Source organism: Paraburkholderia monticola, assembly GCF_001580545.1.
Lineage (GTDB): Bacteria > Pseudomonadota > Gammaproteobacteria > Burkholderiales > Burkholderiaceae > Paraburkholderia > Paraburkholderia monticola.
Genome location: NZ_LRBG01000010.1, coordinates 12,523 through 34,942 on the forward strand (window position 1 = coordinate 12,523; position 22,420 = coordinate 34,942).

The following is a 22,420-nucleotide window of genomic DNA, read 5'->3' on the forward strand; positions in this document are numbered from 1 at the left end:
GCGAGCGCCTGTTGCCGCTTTGCGCGGCAGCGGGCTCGCGCTCGTTATTGAATTGACTAAGTCCACCGTTCGACCCAAAGGGTTCGAACTAGCGCGAGCAGTAGCATTCGCGTGATATATCAAAGGAATCAACGTGGCACGTTATATCGGCCCCAAGGCCAAGCTGTCCCGCCGTGAAGGCACTGATCTCTTCCTGAAGAGCGCCCGTCGCTCGCTCGCTGACAAGTGCAAGCTTGATAGCAAGCCCGGCCAGCACGGCCGTACCTCGGGCGCACGTACGTCCGACTACGGCACGCAGCTGCGCGAGAAGCAAAAAGTGAAGCGCATCTACGGTGTCCTCGAGCGCCAGTTCCGCCGCTACTTCGCTGAAGCAGACCGACTGAAGGGCAACACGGGTGAAAACCTGCTGCAACTGCTCGAGTCGCGTCTCGACAACGTCGTGTATCGCATGGGCTTCGGCTCGACGCGCGCTGAGGCACGTCAGCTTGTGGGCCATAAGGCAATCACGGTGAACGGCGTCGTGACGAACATCCCGTCGATGCAAGTGAAGGCTGGCGATGTCGTCGCCGTGCGCGAGCAGAAGCGCAAGCAGGCTCGTATCGTCGAAGCCCTTTCGCTCGCTGAACAAGGCGGCATGCCGAGCTGGGTCGCTGTCGATGCGAAGAAGTTCGAAGGTACTTTCAAGCAGAAGCCGGAGCGCAGCGACATCGCTGGCGACATCAACGAAAGCCTGATCGTCGAATTGTATTCGCGGTAATCGAATTGACGGCCGGGGCGCCCCGATTGCGTTGCGCAAGGGGGCGTCTCGGCTGTTTATTTTCAGGTTGTTACCGGTCAGCCTTATCGGTGTAACGAGCCGAGGGTATTGAAAAGGAAAACCTATGCAAACCAGTTTGTTGAAGCCCAAGATCATCGCAGTTGAATCGCTTGGTGAAAGCCACGCGAAAGTGGTCATGGAACCGTTTGAACGCGGTTACGGCCACACCTTGGGTAACGCGCTTCGGCGTGTGCTGTTGTCGTCGATGGTGGGCTATGCGCCGACCGAAGTGACGATCGCAGGCGTCGTGCATGAGTATTCGACGCTCGACGGTGTGCAAGAGGATGTGGTCAACCTGTTGTTGAACCTGAAGGGTGTCGTCTTCAAGCTGCATAACCGTGACGAAGTGACGGTTACGCTGCGCAAGGAAGGCGAAGGCGTGGTCACCGCCGGGGATATCGAACTCGCACACGATTGCGAAGTCATCAACCCGGATCACGTGATTGCACACCTGTCGAAGGGCGGTAAGCTCGACGTGCAGATCAAGGTCGAGAAGGGCCGCGGCTATGTGCCGGGCAATGTTCGTCGTTACGGTGAAGAGTCGGCCAAGATCATCGGGCGTATCGTGCTTGACGCATCGTTCTCGCCGGTTCGTCGCGTCAGCTACGCAGTCGAAAGCGCTCGCGTCGAGCAGCGTACCGACCTCGACAAGCTCGTGATGAACATCGAAACCAACGGTGTGATTTCGCCGGAAGAAGCGATCCGTCAATCGGCTCGCATTCTGGTCGACCAGCTGTCGGTGTTCGCGGCTCTGGAAGGTACCGAAGCAGCGGCGGAAGCGCCGTCGCGCGCACCGCAGATCGATCCGATCCTGCTGCGTCCGGTCGATGATCTCGAACTGACGGTTCGTTCCGCGAACTGCCTGAAGGCCGAGAACATCTACTATATCGGCGACCTGATCCAGCGCACGGAGAACGAGCTGCTCAAGACACCGAATCTGGGCCGCAAGTCGCTGAACGAGATCAAGGAAGTTCTGGCGTCGCGTGGTCTGACGCTCGGCATGAAACTCGAAAACTGGCCGCCGGCTGGTCTCGACAAGTAAGCCGAGAAGCCGTCCGGGTATCACCCGCGAGTTGTACGGCTGTACTGTACTGGCTAAGACGCGGATTTTCCTTTAAAATCCGCGTCTTGTCTTTTTTCACTACCGGCCCGTGCGCTCGGTGTTTGCCGTCAACGCGGAACAACGAGTGCGATAGAAGAGCTGGACCAAAACTTTGAACTGAAGGAATTAACATGCGTCACCGTCATGGTCTGCGGAAACTGAACCGCACGAGCAGCCACCGTCTGGCAATGCTCCGTAACATGTCCAACTCGCTGATCGAGCACGAAGTCATCAAGACCACGCTGCCGAAGGCGAAGGAACTCCGTAAAGTCGTCGAGCCGCTGATCACGCTCGGCAAGAAGCCGTCGCTGGCAAACCGCCGTCTGGCTTTCAATCGCCTGCGCGATCGTGACTCGGTCACGAAGCTGTTCGAAGTGCTCGGCCCGCGCTACGCAACCCGTCCGGGCGGCTACCTGCGCGTGCTGAAGTTCGGCTTCCGCGTCGGCGACAATGCTCCGATGGCACTGGTCGAACTGCTCGACCGTCCGGAAGTTGAAGAAACGGAAGTGCAAGAAGCTGAGTAAGCTTTTGAGCTTCAACAAAAAGCCAGGCGCATTGCCTGGCTTTTTTGTTTCCGGCGGTGGATTTTTCACCTGTTCGGTAAAGGCGGCGTTTAGCGGCCAAATGCCGCAGCCGCACCGCGTGGCGCTCTGCGGGGCGACAGGGCCTGGTGATACGATATCGGGATCGAAATCCTGTGTCGCCGGAGCTTTGTGTGAGTGTGAACGTAATCTTGATGCTGACGACGGTGCCCGATGCTGTCGTCGCTCAACAACTCGCCGCTGACGCGCTCGCCGCGCGCCTTTGTGCGTGCGTCACGCAGCTAGGCAGCGTGCAGTCGAGCTATCACTGGCAGGGCGCGATCGAAACCGCGCGGGAAATCCAGCTGCTGTTCAAGACCAGTGCCGCTCGGGCCCTCGAACTCGAGCAGTACATTCAGGCTCACCATCCCTACGACACGCCGGAAATCCTCTCATGGCAAGCGACGGCTTCCGCCGGCTATGGCCAGTGGATCACCGCTGAAACCCAACGCCCTCTTCATGTTTAACGGTCTCGACCGACGCGCGCACGCTGCGCTGCGCACGGCAATCTTTCTTTTCTGTTGCGTGATCCTCGCGCAATTCGGTTCGCTCGCGCGCGCCGCGGACGACTTTCTCGACCCGGCCGTCGCGTTCAGGTTCAGCGCGACCGAGCAGCCCGGTGAAGTCGTCGTAAGGTACAAGATCGCGGACGGCTACTACATGTACCGCGAGCGCTTCGCATTTGCGACCCGCAACGGCGGTGCGACGCTCGGCCAGCCGCAACTGCCCGGCGGCCACGTGAAGTTCGATCAGACGTTCAACAAGAATGTCGAGACGTATCGCAACGAACTGACGATTCGGATTCCGGTCAAGCAGGCTGCCGGACCGTTCGATCTTGCGGTGACGTCGCAGGGCTGCGCCGATGCCGGCATCTGCTATCCGCCGATGGAGCGCGTGTATCACGTCAGCGGTGAGGCGCTGCAGCCGGCGGGCACCGCGGCAGCGGGCCCAACCGCGCAACAACCCGCCCCAACCGACGACGAGCCCTGGTACGAACGCGCGACCAGCGCCGACTACGCGCAGTCGCTGCTGCAGCGTGGCGGCTTCTTTGCGATCGTCGGGCTTTATTTCGTCGCGGGTGCAATTTTGAGCTTGCTGCCGTGCTCGTATCCGATGATCCCGATCCTGTCGGCGATCATCATCGGCGAGGGCGCCCGCGTGACGCGTGGGCGTGGTTTCGCGCTGTCACTCGCGTATGTAATCGGGATGGCGCTCGTGTACACGGTGCTGGGCGTCGCGGCGGCACTCGTCGGACAGAGTCTCGGTGCGTGGCTGCAAAATCCGTGGGTGCTCGGCGCGTTCGGTGGGTTTCTGACAATTTTCGCGCTCTTGCTGATCGCCGGCATGGATATCGAGCTTCCGGCGCGCTGGCGCGATCGGATGTCGAGCGCGTCAGCGCCACGTTCGGGCGGCAAATTTACTGCGGTCGCCGTGATGGGCGCGTTGTCGGCGCTGGTGGTCGGTGCATGCATGACCGCGCCACTCTTTGCGGTGCTCGCTTTCATCGCGCATACCGGCAATGCCGTGCTCGGCGGCGTGGCGCTGTTCTCGATGGGCATCGGCCTCGGCGTGCCGCTGCTTATCATCGGCCTCGGCGCGGGCACGCTATTGCCGCGCGCGGGCAAGTGGATGGACAGCGTCAAAGTGTTCTTCGGTGTCGTGCTGCTTGCCGCTGCGCTATGGATCGTCTGGCCGGTACTCGGCGGGGCCGCGTCGATGCTGTTGAGCGCCCTCTGGCTACTGATCGCCGCGGTCGCGCTCGGCCTGTTTTCCAGGTCGGTTGCAGGCGGCACGATATGGCGCCGGTTCGGCCGGGCGGCCGGTGTCGTGATGGCGGTCTGGGCGGCGGCGCTTCTAGTTGGCCTCGCGGCGGGATCGTCGGATCCACTGCGGCCGCTAGCCGTGCTGGCGGCGCGCGCCGGCAATCAGGCTGGCGTCGCGAATATTGGCTCCAGCGCGGCCGCAACGGGCTCGCAAAGTGATTTGACGTTCGCCCCGGTGCGCTCGTCGGATCAACTCGACCAGGCCGTCAAAACGGCCGCACAGCCCGCCATGCTAGATTTTTACGCGGACTGGTGTGTGAGCTGTAAGGAAATGGAGAAATTTACCTTTAGCGACCCGCGCGTTCAGGCGAAGCTGAAGCAGATGAATCTTCTGCGCGCCGACGTCACAGCGAACAATACCGACGACCAGGCGTTGCTCAAGCGCTTCAACCTGTTCGGGCCGCCGGGAATTATTTTCTTCGATCAGGGTGGTAAAGAAGTGCTGCGGGTGGTCGGCTACGAATCAGCAGACAAGTTCCTGCGTACCTTGGATCGGGCGAGCTCGTCGGGGGTGTGATTGAACGACGCGGTATGCCACCAAAAAGCAGCGGGGAAAATAGTCAGTATTAAAAAACGGAGGGAACCCCCAAGGGTTCACCTCCGTTTTTTATTTCAACAGATGCGCGCCAGATCGCGCGCCGGCTCACTTCTGCGAGCGCAGAATCCGCGCGGCATCGAGCGCGAAATACGTCAGCACGCCGTCTGCGCCGGCGCGCTTGAACGCGAGCAGCGATTCCATCATGACCTTGTCGTGATCGAGCCAGCCGTTTTGCGCGGCCGCCTTCAGCATCGCGTATTCGCCGCTCACCTGATACACGTAGGTGGGGAACTGGAACTCGTCCTTTACGCGCCGCACGATGTCGAGATACGGCATGCCCGGCTTGACCATCACCATATCCGCGCCTTCGTTGATGTCGGCCTGCACTTCGCGCAGCGCCTCATTCGAATTGGCCGGGTCCATCTGGTAGGTCATCTTGTTGCTCTTGCCGAGGTTCGTCGCGGAACCAACGGCATCGCGAAACGGGCCATAGAACGCCGATGCGTACTTCGCCGCGTACGCCATGATGCGCGTGTGTATATGGTCCTCGCTCTCGAGCATCTCGCGGATCGCGCCGATGCGGCCGTCCATCATGTCCGACGGCGCGACGATGTCGACGCCGGCTTCCGCCTGCACGCGCGCCTGCTCCACGAGAATTTCGACGGTTTCGTCGTTGATCACGTAGCCGGCTTCGTCGAGCACGCCGTCCTGACCATGGCTCGTGTACGGATCGAGCGCGACGTCCGTCAGCACGCCAAGTTCGGGGAAGTTTTTCTTCAGCTCGCGCACCGCGCGCGGGATCAGGCCCGCGGGGTTGGCCGCTTCGCGGCCTTCGGGGCTTTTCAGCGAGGACTCGATCGCGGGGAATAGCGACAGAACCGGCACGCCCAGCTCGACGCATTGCTCGGCGACGCCCATCAGCAGATCGACCGACACGCGCTCGACGCCCGGCATCGACGGCACGGCTTGCCGCACGTTAGTGCCTTCGACGATGAATACGGGGTAAATCAGGTCGTTGGTGGTGAGGATGTTTTCCCGCATCATGCGACGCGAGAAGTCGTCACGCCGCATGCGGCGCGGACGGTGGTGCGGGTAGAAGCTCATAGCGAATCGAAGATCGTGGATGGGTGGAGTGGACAAATCGCGCCTGGCCCCCTCCCGGAAACTTTTCGAGACAATGGTATATCATACCGATCGAGCAAGGCGCCTTGCGCTGACCTCCCCGCTTCTCCTCCCTGAGCGGGTGCCTGTCGTTTTTCGATTAGGCTGTTTGACCCGCCGTTCAAGCGGCGGGTTTTTTTATGGGCGGCGGCAAACGTGCTTTGACGCGGCTCTTACAGGCGATTCACGCGCTGCAGGAGCCGATACCGGTATGCATCACGCGGCTGGCGGCGTTTCGCCTGTTTCGTCCGCTGAGGCCGGGATCAACCAGCTCTCGATCAGTTCGTGCGCCTCGTCGAGCCCCGTTCTCTTGAGTGCGGAAAATAGCTGCGCAGTCAGCTCGCCTCGATAGCCCGCGGCTCGATATTCGGCCAGACCCTTCTGCGCGGTACGCAACGCGTTCGTGCTTTCCTGGCGCGTCAATTTGTCGCATTTGGTGAGCAGCGTGTGGATTGGCTTACCGGTCGGCGCGAACCACTCGATCATGCGTCGATCGAGCTCCGTCAGCGGGCGGCGCGAATCCATCATCAGGATCATGCCGCGCAGTTGCGAGCGCGTTTGCAGATACGTGGACAGCAGCGCTTCCCAGTGCGCTTTCGCCGCGCCAGGCACTTCCGCATAGCCGTATCCCGGCAGGTCGACCAGATAGGCCGTCGGCTCATCTGCCTTGCCAACCGAGAAATAGTTGATGTGCTGCGTTCGGCCTGGCGTCTTACTCGCGAACGCAAGTCGCCTCTGATTGCAGAGCACATTGATCGCCGTCGATTTGCCCGCGTTCGAGCGTCCCGCGAAAGCGATCTCGGGCTGCGCGTTGGCCGGCAGGTCACGCAGATGATTGACGGTGGTGAAAAAGCGGGATTCGTGGAGCAGGAAGGGCATGGTGGAAGCCAGATTGGAGAAGCCGCGGAGCCCGCGGCGGGAACGGGGTCAAGCCCGACTGGCGTCTAAGCGATTAGCGAGTTATTGTACAATACGACGGTTTACTGAATACCTGAGGGGGCCGCCCCACGTGCCTTGGGGGCTCCTGGCGGTCACTCGGTCGCCGTCGTCGTACTTTGCAGAACCTCTAAAATCCCACAAGACGAGACAGGGTGTGCGAATGAATCGACTGTGCAAGACTCTGATGGTGCTTCATGTAGCGGCAGGTCTTTCAGGTTTGGCAATTCAGGCACGAGCAGCAGATCCGGCAAAGCCGGACATCAATCGGGGGCAGGCAATCGCGTTACAGGTGTGCGCGTCGTGTCACGGAGCGGATGGCAACAGTGCCGGCGGCGCATACCCGAAGCTGGCGGGCCAGCATCCTGAGTATCTCGTCAAGCAGCTCAGAGATTTCAAGACGCAACCTGGCGCCAAACAACCCGCGCGCAACAATGCGATCATGGCGGGCATGGCGGCCGCGCTTTCCGATCAGGACATGATCAACGTTGCGGCTTATTTCTCGACGCAAACGCCCAAGCCAGGCTATGCGCATAACAAGAACACCGTCGCGGTGGGGCAGCAGATCTATCGTGGTGGGATTGCCGACCGCGGCGTGCCGGCCTGTGCGGCATGCCACGGGCCTACGGGCCAGGGCATTCCGATCCAGTATCCGCGCCTGTCGGGACAGTGGGCCGAGTACTCGGTGACGCAGTTGGCCGCGTTCACGCAAGGGCCGGGCGCTCGTAATAACAACGACGCGATGCATGCGATAGCATCGCGTCTGTCGGACAACGAGATCAAGGCTGTTGCCGACTACATCGCGGGCCTGCATTAAACGGCTCGCACGCGCGAATCCAACCGGCCCGACGAGGCCGGTGAAAAACAAGAAAAGGGTGAGGGTGTCGTGGCAACGACAGCCCTTCACCCTTTTTTGCTGTTCAGTCGGAGTTTGAATGAGCGTCACCACGTCGGGTCTGCAGTCGAAGTCGGGCAATCGCGTCATGCGCAGCATCATCGAGCTTCTGAGCTCGATGCGTTTCGCCATTGCGCTGCTCGTGATTCTGTCGATCGCCAGCATCATCGGTACCGTCCTCACGCAGGACGATCCGTATCCCAACTACGTCAATCAGTTCGGCCCGTTCTGGGCGGACATCTTCCGCGCGCTGAGCCTCTACACGGTGTACAGCTCGTGGTGGTTCATGCTGATTCTCGGCTTCCTGATGGTGTCGGTGTCGCTGTGCGTGATCCGCAATGCGCCGAAGATGGTCGCCGACGCCAAGAGCTGGAAGGACAAGGTTCGTGAAGGCAGTCTGCGCGCGTTCCATCACAAGGGCGAGTTCGCGGTTCACGGCACGCGCGCGCAGACCACCGCCGTGCTCGCCAAACTGTCGGCGAAGCTCGGCTACAAGTTCGTCACACGCGAGTCGGACGGCGCGACGCTGATCGCCGCGAAGCGCGGCGCGCTGACGAAGTTCGGCTACATCTCCGCGCACATCGCGATCGTCGTGATCTGCCTAGGCGGCCTGCTCGACAGCAATCTGCCGATCAAGCTGCAGATGTGGCTGTTCGACAAGTCGCCGATCCGCTCGAACACGGTCATCAACGACATTCCGCCCGAACATCGCCTGTCGCAGTCGAACCCGACGTTCCGCGGCTACGCGTGGGTGCCGGAAGGGCAGCGGGTGTCGACGGCGATCCTCAACCAGCCGGACGGCTCGCTGATCCAGGACCTGCCGTTTTCGATCGAGCTGAACAAGTTCATCGTCGACTACTACTCGACCGGCATGCCGAAGCTGTTCGCGAGTGACATCGTCGTAGTCGATCACAAGACCGGCGCGCGCGTGCCGGCGCGCGTCGAAGTCAACAAGCCGTTCGAATACGACGGCGTGTCGATCTACCAGTCGAGCTTCCAGGACGGCGGCTCGCAGATGCAGATGACGGCGTACCCGATGTCCGGCCCGAGCGCGAAGACCGTGCCGTTCGGCGGCACGATCGGCGGCAGCGCGCCGTTGAACCCGGCCACGCCGCTCGCCGACGGCAAGACCGTCGAATTCACCGACTTTCGCGCGATCAACGTCGAGAACATCTCGAACGGCAATGGCCAGAACGATGCGCGCGGCGTCGTCGCGCAGCACTCGCTGAAGGAAGCCTTCGACGAGCGCCTCGGCTCCGGCGCGAAGTCCTCGAAGCCGCTCGATCTGCACAACGTCGGCCCATCGGTGCAGTACAAGATTCGGGACAAGGACGGCCAGGCGCGCGAGTACAACAATTACATGCTGCCGGTCGATGTGAACGGCGAGAAGATGTTCCTCGCCGGCATGCGCGTGAATCCAGACGATCCGTTCCGCTACCTGCGCATTCCCGCCGACAGCGGCGGCACGCTCAAGGAGTGGATGCACCTGCGCGCGACGCTCGAAGATCCGAGCCAACGCGCCATCGCCGCTCATCAGTTCGCGCAACGTTCGGTGCCGGGCTCGAATGCGGAGTTGCAGCAGCATCTGGAGGAAAGCGCGTTGCGCGTGCTGACCCTTTTCTCTGGCGCTGACGGCAGTATGAAGATGCCGAATGGCGAAACCCTGGGCGGCTTCCAGGCGATCGCTGGTTTCATTGACCGCTCGGTACCGAAAGGCGAGCAGGAAAAGGCCGCGGGCCTGCTGTTGCGCATGCTCGAAGGCGTGACGTGGGATTTGTGGCAACTGTCGCGCCAGCAACTCGGCGAGCCCGCCGCGCCGGCCGACGCGGACACGAGCCGCTTCATCCAGAGTTCGCTCAATGCGATATCTGACAGCTTTTTGTATGGATCGCCGGTCTTTTTGCAGCTTGACTCATTCAAGCAGGTGCAAGCTTCGGTATTTCAGTTGACGCGCGCACCGGGCAAAAAAGTCGTGTATCTTGGCAGCCTGCTTCTCGTATTGGGCATCTTTTCGATGTTCTACGTCCGCGAACGGCGTCTGTGGTTCTGGCTCAAGGATTCGGACCACGGCACGAGCGTCGTGATGGCGATGTCGAGCGCGCGCAAGACGCTAGACTTCGAGAAGGAGTTCGTCCAGACGCGCGACGCCGTCAGCGCCGCACTGGGCGCACAACTCATCGAAGCAGCCGATGCCAGCCCGGCCGCTCAGGCCGCCGCCTCGTCGGCAAGCTCAAAGGATTCGACCCGGTAAGATCATGGACTTGACTCAGGTTTCCACCTCTTCATCGCCTGCTTCGCGCGCCGACAAGGCGTTTGCTAGCAGCACGCCCGAACTCCCGCTCTTCGACGAGCGTCCGTTCCTGAAACGACTCGGTATCGTCGACTGGCTGTTCGCGCTCGTGCTCGTCGGGGGCGCCGGGTTCGCGCTGTCGCGCTATTACCCGTTCATGAACTACTACGACAAACTGGTGCTGGTGTGCTCGGTGCCGGTTTTCGTCGTGCTCGGCTGGCGCTGGAAGCCGGTGCGTCCGCTGATGGTGGGAATCGCCGCGCTCTCCCTGCTCGCGATCCAGATCTACCACGGTGATCTGAGCCGCGCCGACAACGCGTTCTTCCTCAAGTATTTCCTGTCGAGCCAGTCCGCGATCCTGTGGATGAGTGCGCTGTTCGTATTCGCGACGGTGTTCTACTGGATCTCGCTGCTGTCGCGTTCGCCGACCGGCGCCGCGATCGGCTCGAAGATGACGTGGGCGGCGGTGCTGATGGGCTTCGTCGGCATGATGGTGCGCTGGTACGAGTCGTACCTGATCGGCGCGGACGTCGGCCATATTCCGATTTCGAACCTCTATGAAGTGTTCGTGCTGTTCAGCCTGATCACCGCGCTGTTCTATCTGTACTACGAGCAGCACTACAACACGCGTGCGCTCGGCGCGTTCGTGATGCTCGTGATCAGCGCCGCCGTCGGTTTCCTGATGTGGTACTCGGTCGCGCGCGACGCCCAGCAGATCCAGCCGCTCGTGCCGGCGCTGCAAAGCTGGTGGATGAAGATTCACGTGCCGGCGAACTTCATCGGCTACGGCAGCTTCGCGCTGTCGGCGATGGTCGGCGTCGCGTATCTGGCGAAGGAGCGCGGCGTGCTGGCGGATCGTCTGCCGGCGCTCGATGTGCTCGACGACCTGATGTACAAGTCGATCGCGGTCGGCTTCGCGTTCTTCACGATCGCGACGATTCTCGGCGCACTGTGGGCCGCTGAAGCGTGGGGCGGCTACTGGAGCTGGGACCCGAAGGAAACCTGGGCGCTGATCGTGTGGCTGAACTACGCGGCCTGGCTGCACATGCGTCTGATGAAGGGTCTGCGCGGCGCGGTCGCCGCATGGTGGGCGCTAACCGGCCTGCTCGTCACGACCTTCGCGTTCCTCGGCGTCAACATGTTTCTCTCGGGCCTGCATAGCTACGGCAAGCTGTAAGATCCGCCGCGCTGAACCGACCAACAACCGCCGCGTGCTTCGCACCGGCGGTTTTTTTGTGGCCGATGGAATATTCATTGCGCCGTGGTGTTTGCTAATAGAGTACCTCGGGATGACAGACGCCCCCAGACGGGCGATCATCAATTTGGCTCTGCAACGCGCACGACGCGGCGGGCCGACAAGGAGCAGCACGATGTGGGTCAAGCGAAGTGACAGAATTCAACTGATCGGCGATGACATCGCGCGCAGCGAAATCACGCCGCGGAACGTGTTCGAGAACCGCCGACGCATCCTGCAGGCGGCGGGCGCAATGGCGCTCGGCAGCCTGATCGGCGTGAGCGGCGAGGCGCGCGCGACGTACTCGTCCCCCGATCCGAAGGCGCAGAAGCTCGCGGCGAAAACCAACACGAAGTTCGTCGCGCTCGACAAGGTCACGCCGTACAAGGACATCACCACCTACAACAATTTCTACGAGTTCGGCACCGACAAATCCGACCCCGCGCAGCACGCGGGCACGTTGCGGCCGCGTCCGTGGAAGGTGAGCGTCGAGGGCGAGATCAAGAATCCGAAGGTGTACGACATCGACGACCTGCTGAAGCTCGCGCCGCTCGAGGAGCGGGTGTACCGGCATCGCTGCGTCGAAGGTTGGTCGATCGTGGTGCCGTGGATCGGTGTCTCGCTCTCCGAGCTGATCAAACGCGCCGAGCCGACCGGCAACGCGAAGTACGTGCAGTTCATCACGCTCGCGGATACGTCGCAGATGCCCGGACTGTCGGCGCCCATCCTCGACTGGCCCTACTCCGAAGGCCTGCGGATGGACGAAGCGATGCATCCGCTGACGCTGCTGACGATGGGCCTCTACGGCCAGGTGCTGCCGAATCAGAACGGCGCGCCGGTGCGCGTCGTGTTGCCGTGGAAGTACGGCTTCAAGAGCGCGAAATCGCTGGTGAAAATCCGCTTCGTCGAGAAGCAGCCGCCGACGAGCTGGAACTCGTATGCATCGAACGAATACGGGTTCTATTCGAACGTGAATCCGAATGTCGATCATCCGCGCTGGAGCCAGGCCACTGAACGGCGCATCGGGGAAGACGGCTTTTTCACGCCAAAACGCAAGACGCTGATGTTCAACGGCTACGCCGATCAGGTCGCGTCGCTCTATCAGGGCATGGACCTGAAGAAGAACTTCTGAGGCGAGCGCGATGGCGTCCGATACGCAACCTGTCACCCGCAACGAGCCGTCCGCACGACGCGTCAGTCCGACGTCGGCGGCGAAGCCGCGTGCAGCCGGCGGCGCGCGCTGGGTCGTGCCGGCGAAAGTCGTGGTCTTCATCGCGGCGCTGTACCCGCTCGCGCGCCTCGTGCTGTTCGGCGTGACCGACCGGCTCGGCGCGAATCCGATCGAATTCATCACGCGCTCGACGGGTCTGTGGACGCTCGTGTTCCTCTGCATCACGCTCGCGGTGACGCCGCTGCGTCGTCTGACCGGCGTCGCCGCGTTGGTGCGTTTGCGGCGCATGCTCGGGCTTTACGCGTTCTTCTATGCGACGCTGCATTTCACCACGTACCTGTGGTTCGACAAGTGGTTCGATGTCGCGGAGATTCTGAAGGACATCGGCAAGCGGCCGTTCATCACGGTGGGCTTCGCCGCGTTCGTGTTGCTGATCGCGCTCGCGGTCACGTCGCCGCCCGCGATGGTGCGCAAGCTCGGGCGTCGCTGGCAGACGCTGCATCGCGCGATCTATGTGATCGGCGGGCTCGCGATTCTGCATTTCTGGTGGATGAGGGCGGGCAAGCACGACCTGCTGCTGCCGAAGATTTACGGCGCGGTGATGATCGCGTTGCTGGGGTGGCGGCTGGTGGTGTGGATCTGGGAGCGGAGGATGGGAACGCGGCGACGGTGATGGCGAATTTATTCGCGTCACGCTGTTTCAAATAAAAATGGCGATGCCACCGCGGCATCGCCATTTTCATTGCTGCGCTCGACCGTGGGGCCTGCCGCCGGTTCCGACGTTTACGCCGGCAGAATCGTTTCACCCGCAAACAGCTGCTTGATCTCTTCGCGCGCGCGAACCACGTGCGCTTGTGTACCATCCACCATGACCTCGGCGGCGCGCGCGCGGGTGTTGTAGTTCGAGCTCATCACGAAGCCGTACGCGCCGGCCGAGCGAATCGCCAGCAGATCGCCGGGTTCGACCGCGAGCAACCGTTCGCGCCCGAGCCAGTCGCCGCTTTCGCAGACTGGGCCGACCACGTCGTACACGTGCGCGGGCACGTCGCGCTTCACGACCGGCTCGATGGCGTGATACGCGTCGTACATCGCGGGGCGCGCGAGATCGGTCATGGCCGCGTCGACGATCGCGAAGTTCTTGTCCTCGCCCGGCTTCAGAAACTCGAGACGCGTGAGCAGCACCCCCGCATTGCCGACCAGCGAGCGGCCCGGCTCGAAATAGACTTCGCGGTGACCATGGCCGCGCGCTTCGATGCGATCGAGCACCGTGCGCACGAACTCACCGATTTCCGGCGGCGTTTCGTCGTCGTAGGTGATGCCGAGACCGCCGCCGACGTCGATATGGCGAATCGTCGCGCCGTCCTGCTCGATCTGCTCGACGAGTTCCAGCACCTTGTCGATCGCGTCGAGATAGGGCGCGACTTCGGTGATCTGCGAGCCGATATGGCAGTCGATGCCGACCACCTCGAGATTCGCCATTGCCGCGGCCGCCTGGTACGTGGCGCGAGCGTCTTCGAACGCGACACCGAACTTGTTCGTCTTGAGTCCGGTGGAAATGTACGGATGCGTTTTCGCATCGACGTCGGGATTCACGCGCAGCGACACCGGCGCCTTCTTGCCCATCTCGCCCGCCACCGCGTTGAGGCGGTCGAGTTCGGGAATCGATTCGACGTTGAAGCATTTGACGCCGGCCGCGAGCGCGTCGCGCATTTCGCTCGCCTGCTTGCCGACGCCCGAAAACACGGTGTTTTCCGCTTTGCCGCCGGCCGCGAGCACGCGTGCGAGTTCGCCGCCCGAGACGATGTCGAAGCCCGCGCCGAGGCGCGCGAACACGTTCAGCACCGCGAGATTGCTGTTGGCCTTGACGGCCACGTGCACGCTCGCGCGACGCCCGGCGCAGGCACCCGCATAAGCGTTCCATGCTTCGGTGAGCGCGGCGCGCGAATAAACGTACAGCGGGGTGCCGAACTGCTCGGCGAGGGAAACGGCGGACACGCCTTCGGCGTGCAATACGCCATCGACGTAGTCAAATGCGGATCGAGTCATGCGAAAGTCTTATTGAACGGAAGGAACAGCAGAGGCGGGCAGCGGCACTGCGGGAGCCGATGCCGGCGAAGCGGGCGGCGTCGCGAGCTGGTCTTCGGGGGACAGTGTGAGCGGCGTACCCGAGGTGTCCGGAACCGAGCCCATGTCGGCCGCGCTGTCGCTGGCCGGTTGGGTTTGATCGGTCGACGGCGTTTGCGTGCGGTGAGCCGGCGGGGCAGGCAATGGCGGTACGGTTGGCAGATAGAGCGAGCCGCGTTGGCCGCAGCCGGTGAGCGCACAACCTGCGAGAATGGCTAAAACCGCTACAATCGCGCGGCCGGGCGCTGCCGCGCGCATCCGAGTTACGACTCGCATGACTGTCCCTGAATGAATAATCGATGGAGTTTAGCATGTCCGATAGTGATTACCTGACCCGTGCGGAAGCCGTGCTGGCCGCCATCGAGAGCGCGCTCGACGACACCGACGCCGACATCGAGCTCGAGCGCAGCGGCAACGTTCTGACGCTCGAATTCGAGAACCGCACGAAGATCATCGTCAATCTTCAGCCGCCGATGCGCGAGATCTGGATCGCGGCAAAGGCCGGCGGTTTCCACTTCCGTTTCGTCGATGGTGAATGGCGCGATACGCGCAGCGGTTCGGAGTTTTTCGCGGCGCTGACGCAGTATGCGACGCAGCAGGCGGGCGAGCCGGTGCAGTTCACCGCGCAATAAGCGCGCCGCGCGAAGCATCCTCAAAACAGAACCGCCGCGTATCGAACGCGGCGGTTTTTCATTTCTAGCGGGACATCGACGCGGCCTCAATGCCCGCGGAACAGATTCATGATGTCCTGCTTTTCCTGCTCGCCGACCTGCTCAGGCGCGGCCTGCGCAGCGCTCGCCTCGGCATCGAGCATCGCCTGACTGATGCCGACCGTCGCGATGAAACCGTGCCCCGGTGTGAAGTCTTCGAAATAAAGCTCCGAGCCGATTTCGGTCACGTCGTCGGGCCGTGTCATCTTGTACTCGGGCACGCCCTTCAGCGCGCGTCCCATGTACTCGATCCACACCGGCAGCGCGAGGCCGCCGCCGGTTTCCTTGTCGCCGAGGCTGCGCGGGTTGTCGTAGCCGATCCACGCGATTGCGGTGAGCGTGTGCTGATAGCCGGCGAACCATGCGTCGCGCGAGTCGTTGGTCGTGCCGGTCTTGCCGGCGAGGTCGGTGCGCTTGAGCACGTTGCTCTTCGCGCCGGTGCCGTGCTGCGCGACGCTTTGCAGCAGGCTGTTCATCACATAGGCATTGCGCGGTTGGATTGCGAACGGCGCGCTTTGGCCGGCCACGAGCGGCTGCGAATGCGCGACGACGCCGCCGCGCTGATCGGTGACTTCCGCGATCAGATACGGATTGATCCGGTAGCCGCCGTTCGCGAACACTGAGAACGCGCCCGCCATCTGCAGCGGCGTCACGAGGCCCGCGCCAAGCGCCATCGGCAGATAGGCAGGATGGCGGTCCGCGTCGAAGCCGAAGCGCGTGATGTATTGCTGCGCGTACTTCGGGCCGATCTGGTTCAGGATGCGGATCGACACGAGGTTCTTCGACCTCTGCAGCGCGGTGCGCATCGTCATCGGACCGTCGAAGCCGCCGCCGTAGTTTTTCGGCTCCCATGCCTGGCCGCCGGTTTCGGCCGCGCTGAAAAAGAGCGGCGCGTCGTTGATGATCGTGGCCGGCCCGAGCCCCTTTTCAAGCGACGCCGAATAGATGAACGGCTTGAAGCTCGAACCCGGCTGACGCCACGCCTGCGTCACGTGATTGAACTTGTTCTTGTTGAAGTCGAAGCCGCCGACCAGCGAGCGGATCGCACCGTCCTGCGGCACCACGGAGATGAACGCGCCTTCCACCTGCGGCAATTGCGTGATCGACCAGTCGCCGTCGTCGTTCTTCACGAGCCGCACGATCGCGCCCGGCCGGATGCGTTGATTCGGCTGCGCGCGCGGGCCGAGTGCGGACTGCGCATAACGCAGGCCGTCGCCCTGAATCGTTGCCACATTGCCGTCGACAAAGGCCGCCTGCACCTGCTTTGGGCTCGCTGCCGTGACCACGGCAGCGATGATTTCGCCGTTGTCGGGATGCTCGAGCAGCGCGTCGTCGATCGCCTGCTCGCGCTCGTCGGCGTCGGCCGGCAGATCGATGAACGCCTCCGGACCGCGGTAGCCGTGGCGGCGCTCGTAGTCCATCAGGCCCTTGCGTAGCGCGCGATAGGCGACGTCCTGGTCGGCCGAATCGATCGTGGTCACGACGTTCAGGCCGCGCGTGTACGCCTCGTCACGGTACTGCGCGTACATCATCTGCCGCACCATTTCCGCGACGTATTCCGCGTGCACGCTGTACTCCTTGTTGCCCATGCCCTTCACGACGAGCCGCTGCCGGCTCGCCTCGTCGTACTGCTCCTGGGTGATGTAGTGCAACTCGTACATGCGTTGCAGGATGTACTCCTGACGCACCTTCGCGCGCTTCGGATTGACGACCGGGTTATACGCGGAGGGCGCTTTCGGCAGACCGGCCAGCATCGCCGATTCGGCGAGCGTCAAGTCCTTCAGATCCTTGCCGAAGTACACGCGCGCGGCGCTCGCGAAACCGTACGCGCGCTGACCGAGATAGATCTGATTCATGTACACCTCGAGAATCTGATCCTTGCTCAGCTTCGACTCGATCTTGTACGCGAGCAGCATCTCGTAGATCTTGCGCGTGTAGGTTTTCTCGCTGGAAAGAAAGAAGTTGCGCGCGACCTGCATCGTGATCGTGCTCGCGCCTTGCGTCGCATGGCCGTTGGTCAGCGCGACGAAGCCAGCCCGCGCGATGCCGGTGAGATCGACGCCGCCGTGCTCATAGAAGCGGGCGTCCTCGATCGCGAGGATCGCTTTCTTCAGGCTGTCGGGCACGTCCTGGATGCGCACGATGTCGCGCCGCTCCTCGCCGAATTCGCCGATCAACACGTGATCGGCCGTGTAGATGCGCAGCGGCACCTTGGGCTGGTAGTCGGTCAATGCATCGAGCGACGGCAGGTTCGGCGTCGCGACGACGAGTGCATAGCCGAGCAGCAGCACCACGCACACGATGCCCGCCACGATCAAGCCGACAAAGCCGAGGATGAGCTTCTGCCACAACGGGCGTTTGCGCTTTTTCGGGGCGGGCGGCGGGGACGTAGGAGACGTGGCTTGCATAGGAGTACCGGAAAAACAGTCCCGCGATTATAGCCGCCAGGGTGTTTCTGCTTTCGGCAAGCTTACGAACGACGTGCGATCTGCGCACGCCAGGCAGCGCGCGAATGACTTCGCCGTAGTCCCCACTGTAGTCGCTTTGATGTCGCTCGGGGCGGCTTCGCGTCTGCGTTAGCCATTCGGCTGAATGTCGTTAGGACGTGCGTCTGCCGACAATGATCCCTCGTTACTCGCGTTCGAATGGTTCGTCGCATGAGTTAGAGGGAGGGCGTGATGGCCTATAGAAATTCGTGGCTTCAAGCAGTGCGGGAAGGCCGGCAGCGTTTCGCCGCCGGCATCGACGTCGGTTCGCAAAACGTGAGGCTGATCGTGTTGAGCGAGCGCTCGCGCGCACGCGGCGCGCTGCATCTCGAGTATATGAACACCGTGCCGCTCGCGGCCGGCGCCATGGCGGGCACCGAGATCGTCGACCGGCAAGCCGTCGCGCGTGCGTTGCGCGATGCGTTCGCCGATTTGCCGCGCGTCTGCGCGACGCACGCGCTGCGCTGCGCGATGGCCGTGCCCGCGTCGGCCACACTGACGACGACGGTGCCGCTCGCGCGGCTCGCTGCCCAGAGCGACTGTGAGGAGGAGGACGGCGGTGTTGCGCTCGCCGGACTCGCGCCCGCGGTGATGGGCGAGGCGGAGCGCATCGCCGGGCTGGAGCGGCATGCACTCGCGGTCGACTGGTACCTCGACGAGACACCTTCGCCGGTGCGCTCGGTCAGGATCGCCGCGACCGCGCGTCAGCATCTCGAAGCGCGGATCGAGTGCGCGGCGGCCGCCGGCATTTCGCTCTGCGCGATCGATGGCGAGCCGCACGCGGCCTTGCGTGCGCTGCGCTACGCGGCGAGCCGCGAGCTCGACCCGAACGAAGCCTATGCGGCGCTGTGGGTGGGCGCGGAGGGCGTGCACGGCTGGCGCGTCGTCGATGGCGCGAGCGTCGGCGAGATGCGCTATCCGGCGCCCGAACATACCGATCTTGCGGATGCGTTGCGCGACCTCATGCACGGCCCGGAATTCGACTGCGCGCTGATCGGCGGCGAAATCAATCTGCTCGACGGCGTCGGCTTTTCGCTTGCCGATATCGGCGACGTGCTCGGTTGCTCGGTGCTGCCGTTCGACTCCGCGCTGCTCGGCAGCCAATCGCGGCAGCTCGACGACGCGTTGCTGCACGAACCGACCGGGGCCGTCGCGTTTGGGCTCGCGTTGCGCGGGGTGCTGGAATGATCGGCGTTCTGTCGTTTTCATCTGACGCGCCCGCGAGCTCCGATCGGCGTGAGCGGCCCGCCGCCTTGGGTTGGCTCGGCGGCTTCAATCTGTTGCCGTACCGTCAACGCAATGCGCGTCTGGCGCGGCGCCGCTGCATGCGCGATTGGGCTTTGGCCGCGTGCGTCGGCGCTGCGGGCGTGTTGCTGGTCGCGGGCTGGCAGACCTTCGCCACAGCGCGGCTCGATGCGCGGCGCGCGGCGGCTGGGCAGGCGCTAACGCGGCTCGCCACGCCGCTCGAGGAGCACGCGAAGCTGCTGCGGGCCCAAGAAGAACAGCGCAAAACCGCGGCGCGTGCGGCGAGCCTCGCGACGCCGCTCGCGCATCTGCGAGATCTGCTCGAAGCGCTGAGCTTCGAGCCCGGCGATGGCGTCGTGTTGCGGCAGTTGCGCCAGCGCGAGTACGAGACCGAGCTGCTGGCGACTTCGGGCAGCCATATCGCTTCGGCTGACTGGCTCAAGCGGCTTGGGTCGATCCACGGTGTGCAGGGCGCGGAAATGCGCGATCTGCACCGGCCGGCGGGGAAGGGCGGCGCGCCCAAGGAACCGGTGATTGGCGGCCCGGTGGAGTTCGATGCACGTCTGCGCTGGGGCGAGCCACCGTCGAAAGCAACGCGCGCCTTGAGGGCCATGCCGAAGGCCACGCAAACGGGAGGTGCACGATGAGCACGATCTTTTTCGAACCGCGCGGTGCGGCCCCTGTGCCCGCAGGTCTTTCGCGCTGGGTCAAGCAGGTGCGTGCGCCGCTCGAGACGTGGAGCCGGCGCCGTCGCTGGCTCGTCGCGGCGACGCTTGCCGCGCTCGTGTTCGGCCTCGGCGCGTACAGCGTGAACACGACCGATCTCGCCGGACTGGAAGCGAGCCGTCTGGCGCTCGCGGCCAGCACACAGCGTCTCGCCGAGGCGCGGCGAGCGCTCGCGCAACTGCCGTCGCTGCGTGGCGTGGCTGCGGCGTCGCCGGTCCGGGCGTCGGCCTTTGCGTCGTGGAGTTCCGCCGACGACGTGCGAATCGTCTCCGAGCTGGCCACGCAGAGCGGCGTCGCGTTGCTCGCGGTGGAACCGGGCGCGGTGAGTGGCGAGGGCGTCGAGCGGATGCGCGCGCTGCAGCTCACCGCGCGTACGGACTTCATTCATCTGATGGCGTTTTTCAGCGGATTCGCGCGACTGCCGGTGCTGATCGTTCCCGCCGACGTGACCGTCAAGCAGGACGGCAAAGGGCTCGCCGTGGCCGCGACGCTGCAGGTGTACGACGTGCTGCGGCCGGCGCCCGTGACCCAGCCGGTGAGTGGCGCCGCCGACCCTGACGCCGACGACGCAGATGACGACGAGGACCCCGTGTTCTTCGATCCGTTTGCGCGGGCGCAGATCTTCGCGAGCGGCGGGGCGGACGACATCGCGCAGTTGCGCCTCGTCGGTTTGTTGCGTGATCGCACGCGCGGGCTCGCATTGCTCGATACGCCGGACGGCACGACGACGGTCGCGGCTGGGCAGCAGCTGGGCGTCGAGCGGGTTACGCAGCTCGACGCGCTCGGCATCACGCTCGCCAACGGCGGGGCGACGCGCACGCTGACGCTGACCGGGGAGGCATCATGATGAGCGCGCTCAAGCGATGGAGCGCGGCGGCATTGGGTGCCGTACGCGAGTTCCGCACCAGGGTCGGGCTGTGTCTCGGGCTCTACGTCATTGCGACGCTGTGCGGTGGCATCGCGCAGGCATCGACGCCACCGCTGCCGCCGCCTCTGCCGACTTATGCGGCGCTCGACGCCCCGGTCGCATCGGCCGATACAAGCTACGGGACAGCGCCGCTGCCGAGCGGCGGCATCGGCGAAGTGGCGAACCCGTTTGGCGGTGCTTCTACGCAAAACGCGGTCGAGGACCCGGACGCTCACGAGGCGCTCCTGTCCTCCGCGATAGCCCCCGATGCTTCCCCGGACGACCTCGCCGCCGGCCCGATACCGCCGCCGACGGCAAAACAACCCGTCGCGCAGTCTCGCGACGAAGTCGCCGGCGCGCCCGCTCTCGAAGGTCCGCCGGTCCCGCTGCCGCCGCCGTTGCGCCTCGCCGGCGCAGCGGCGGGCGCCGACCTCGGCCTTCCAGAGGGCAACAAGCCGATCTCGCTGAACTTTCAGCAGGCGCAACTCGGCGCGGTGCTGAAAGCCTTCGCCGAGTTCACCGGCCTGAACATCGTCGCGAGCGACAAAGTGCGCGGCGCCGTGTCGCTACGTCTCGACAAGGTGCCGTGGCGCACCGCGTTCGACACGCTGCTCGACGTCAACAATCTGGCAATGGAGCGTCACGGCAACGTCATCTGGGTCGCGCCGGCCGCCGAGCTCGCTGCGCGCGCACGGCAGCGCTTCGAAGCCCACGCGCGCGCCGCGGACCTCGAACCGCTCGCGAGCCGCACGTTCGAGTTGCACTACGCGCATGCGGAGGACGTGCGGCGCCTGCTGACCGGCTCCGGCACCCAGCGCGTGCTGTCCAAACGCGGCGCCGTCACCGCTGATCCGCGCACCAACCTGTTGTTCGTGACCGACCTCGCGGGGCGGCTCGAACAGATCGCGGCGCTGATCGCTTCCGTCGACCGGCCGACTCGCCAGGTGCTGATCGAGGCGCAGATCGTCGAGGGCGACCATGGTTTTTCGCGCAATCTCGGGGTGCGGCTGTCGCTCGCCGGCACGGGCGCGGACGGGACATCGAGGGGGCTGACGGGAGGCTCGGACGGCACCGTATACGATCTGTCAGCTCGTCCGATCTCCGGTTTCGATGCCGCCACCGCCGGCCTCACGCTGTTCGCCGCGCACGCGACGCGGCTGCTGAATCTCGAACTCTCGGCGCTCGAATCCGAGGGGCATGGGAAAATCGTGTCGAGCCCGCGGGTCGTCACCGCGGACCGGATGAAGGCGATCGTCGAGCAGGGCACCGAGCTGCCGTATCAGGCGAAGGTCGGGCAGGGTGTATCGGGCGTGCAGTTTCGGCGCGCGACGCTCAAACTGGAGGTCGAGCCGCAGATCATGCCGGATGGCCGCGTGGTGCTCGATCTCGACGTCGCGAAGGACAGCGTCGGCGCGCAAACCGATGCCGGGCCCGCGATCAACACCAAGCACGTGCAAACGCGTGTCGAGGTCGAGGATGGCGGTACGGTGTCGATCGGCGGAATTTACGAGACCGGCGACCGCGACGACGTCGAGCGGGTGCCCTTCCTTGGCAAAATACCGGTTCTGGGCGCGTTGTTCCGCAACCGGACTCACAGCGACTCGCGCAGCGAACTGGCGGTTTTCATCACGCCGCGGGTGGTGCGGGAAAATTAGGGCACGTTAGGACAGGCCT

At 63.8% G+C, this 22,420-nt stretch carries 20 protein-coding genes; 15 read left to right on the plus strand and 5 right to left on the minus strand.

Annotated features, from left to right (window positions below; genetic code table 11):
* Positions 1–133: 133 nt before the first annotated feature.
* The 5 genes from rpsD (at position 134) to dsbD (ending at position 4,840) form a co-directional block, all read left to right on the plus strand.
* Complete coding sequence (gene rpsD / locus CI15_RS12980; RefSeq protein ID WP_062128339.1) at positions 134–757, plus strand: 30S ribosomal protein S4; 624 nt, start codon at positions 134–136, stop codon at positions 755–757.
* A 124-nt stretch (positions 758–881) separates the two neighbouring features.
* Positions 882–1,859, plus strand: coding sequence for a DNA-directed RNA polymerase subunit alpha (locus tag CI15_RS12985; RefSeq protein ID WP_007730697.1), 978 nt, complete (start codon positions 882–884; stop codon positions 1,857–1,859).
* 191 nt (positions 1,860–2,050) lie between these two features.
* Positions 2,051–2,443: a 50S ribosomal protein L17 gene (gene rplQ / locus CI15_RS12990; RefSeq protein WP_008923330.1), complete on the plus strand. Its 393-nt coding sequence runs from the start codon at positions 2,051–2,053 to the stop codon at positions 2,441–2,443.
* Positions 2,444–2,655: 212 nt separating this feature from the next.
* On the plus strand, positions 2,656–2,967 hold the full coding sequence (gene cutA, locus CI15_RS12995; RefSeq protein WP_420915858.1) for a divalent-cation tolerance protein CutA: 312 nt from the start codon (positions 2,656–2,658) through the stop codon (positions 2,965–2,967).
* Entirely contained in the window at positions 2,960–4,840 is a 1,881-nt protein-coding gene (dsbD, locus tag CI15_RS13000; protein WP_062128341.1) for a protein-disulfide reductase DsbD, read from the plus strand. Before cutA ends, dsbD begins: the two co-directional genes overlap by 8 nt.
* A gap of 126 nt (positions 4,841–4,966) precedes the next feature.
* Here dsbD and hemB read toward each other — a convergent pair whose 3' ends face one another.
* Both hemB and yihA read right to left on the minus strand, forming a co-directional pair.
* The gene (hemB, locus tag CI15_RS13005) at positions 4,967–5,965 is read right to left on the minus strand and encodes a porphobilinogen synthase (protein WP_062128343.1); all 999 of its coding nucleotides are present in this window, start codon (positions 5,963–5,965) and stop codon (positions 4,967–4,969) included.
* Between the two features lie 273 nt (positions 5,966–6,238).
* On the minus strand, positions 6,239–6,901 hold the full coding sequence (gene yihA / locus CI15_RS13010; protein WP_062128345.1) for a ribosome biogenesis GTP-binding protein YihA/YsxC: 663 nt from the start codon (positions 6,899–6,901) through the stop codon (positions 6,239–6,241).
* A gap of 220 nt (positions 6,902–7,121) precedes the next feature.
* On the opposite strand from yihA, the gene CI15_RS13015 reads away from it, so the two are divergent.
* From CI15_RS13015 to msrQ, 5 genes are all read left to right on the plus strand, one after another.
* Complete coding sequence (locus CI15_RS13015; protein WP_062128347.1) at positions 7,122–7,775, plus strand: c-type cytochrome; 654 nt, start codon at positions 7,122–7,124, stop codon at positions 7,773–7,775.
* 118 nt (positions 7,776–7,893) lie between these two features.
* The gene (locus CI15_RS13020) at positions 7,894–10,104 is read left to right on the plus strand and encodes a cytochrome c biogenesis protein ResB (RefSeq protein WP_062128349.1); all 2,211 of its coding nucleotides are present in this window, start codon (positions 7,894–7,896) and stop codon (positions 10,102–10,104) included.
* 4 nt (positions 10,105–10,108) lie between these two features.
* A complete protein-coding gene (ccsB, locus tag CI15_RS13025; protein ID WP_062128351.1) occupies positions 10,109–11,320 on the plus strand; it encodes a c-type cytochrome biogenesis protein CcsB in 1,212 nt (403 codons plus the stop codon).
* A gap of 193 nt (positions 11,321–11,513) precedes the next feature.
* Complete coding sequence (gene msrP / locus CI15_RS13030; protein WP_062128353.1) at positions 11,514–12,509, plus strand: protein-methionine-sulfoxide reductase catalytic subunit MsrP; 996 nt, start codon at positions 11,514–11,516, stop codon at positions 12,507–12,509.
* A gap of 10 nt (positions 12,510–12,519) precedes the next feature.
* Positions 12,520–13,221: a protein-methionine-sulfoxide reductase heme-binding subunit MsrQ gene (gene msrQ / locus CI15_RS13035; RefSeq protein ID WP_062128356.1), complete on the plus strand. Its 702-nt coding sequence runs from the start codon at positions 12,520–12,522 to the stop codon at positions 13,219–13,221.
* A 110-nt stretch (positions 13,222–13,331) separates the two neighbouring features.
* Here msrQ and lysA read toward each other — a convergent pair whose 3' ends face one another.
* Together lysA and lptM are read right to left on the minus strand one after the other, a co-directional pair.
* Entirely contained in the window at positions 13,332–14,594 is a 1,263-nt protein-coding gene (gene lysA, locus CI15_RS13040; RefSeq protein ID WP_062128358.1) for a diaminopimelate decarboxylase, read from the minus strand.
* 9 nt (positions 14,595–14,603) lie between these two features.
* The gene (lptM, locus tag CI15_RS35310; RefSeq protein WP_075643696.1) at positions 14,604–14,948 is read right to left on the minus strand and encodes an LPS translocon maturation chaperone LptM; all 345 of its coding nucleotides are present in this window, start codon (positions 14,946–14,948) and stop codon (positions 14,604–14,606) included.
* A 35-nt stretch (positions 14,949–14,983) separates the two neighbouring features.
* Here lptM and cyaY point away from each other — a divergent pair, with 35 nt between their 5' ends.
* On the plus strand, positions 14,984–15,304 hold the full coding sequence (cyaY, locus tag CI15_RS13045; protein WP_062128360.1) for an iron donor protein CyaY: 321 nt from the start codon (positions 14,984–14,986) through the stop codon (positions 15,302–15,304).
* Between the two features lie 86 nt (positions 15,305–15,390).
* Here cyaY and CI15_RS13050 read toward each other — a convergent pair whose 3' ends face one another.
* A complete protein-coding gene (locus CI15_RS13050; protein ID WP_062128362.1) occupies positions 15,391–17,790 on the minus strand; it encodes a penicillin-binding protein 1A in 2,400 nt (799 codons plus the stop codon).
* 270 nt (positions 17,791–18,060) lie between these two features.
* Between CI15_RS13050 and pilM the strand changes: the two genes are divergently transcribed.
* From pilM to CI15_RS13070, 4 genes are read left to right on the plus strand one after another with little or no spacing between them, the layout of a single operon-like run.
* Positions 18,061–19,056 carry a pilus assembly protein PilM gene (gene pilM, locus CI15_RS13055; protein ID WP_062128364.1) on the plus strand — a complete coding sequence of 332 codons (996 nt, stop codon included), beginning with the start codon at positions 18,061–18,063 and terminating at the stop codon, positions 19,054–19,056.
* A complete protein-coding gene (locus CI15_RS13060) occupies positions 19,053–19,760 on the plus strand; it encodes a hypothetical protein (RefSeq protein ID WP_062128366.1) in 708 nt (235 codons plus the stop codon). The genes pilM and CI15_RS13060 overlap by 4 nt, the downstream gene beginning before the upstream one ends.
* On the plus strand, positions 19,757–20,686 hold the full coding sequence (locus CI15_RS13065) for a hypothetical protein (protein WP_062128369.1): 930 nt from the start codon (positions 19,757–19,759) through the stop codon (positions 20,684–20,686). The genes CI15_RS13060 and CI15_RS13065 overlap by 4 nt, the downstream gene beginning before the upstream one ends.
* Complete coding sequence (locus tag CI15_RS13070; RefSeq protein ID WP_062128371.1) at positions 20,683–22,401, plus strand: type IV pilus secretin PilQ; 1,719 nt, start codon at positions 20,683–20,685, stop codon at positions 22,399–22,401. The genes CI15_RS13065 and CI15_RS13070 overlap by 4 nt, the downstream gene beginning before the upstream one ends.
* Positions 22,402–22,420: the final 19 nt, after the last annotated feature.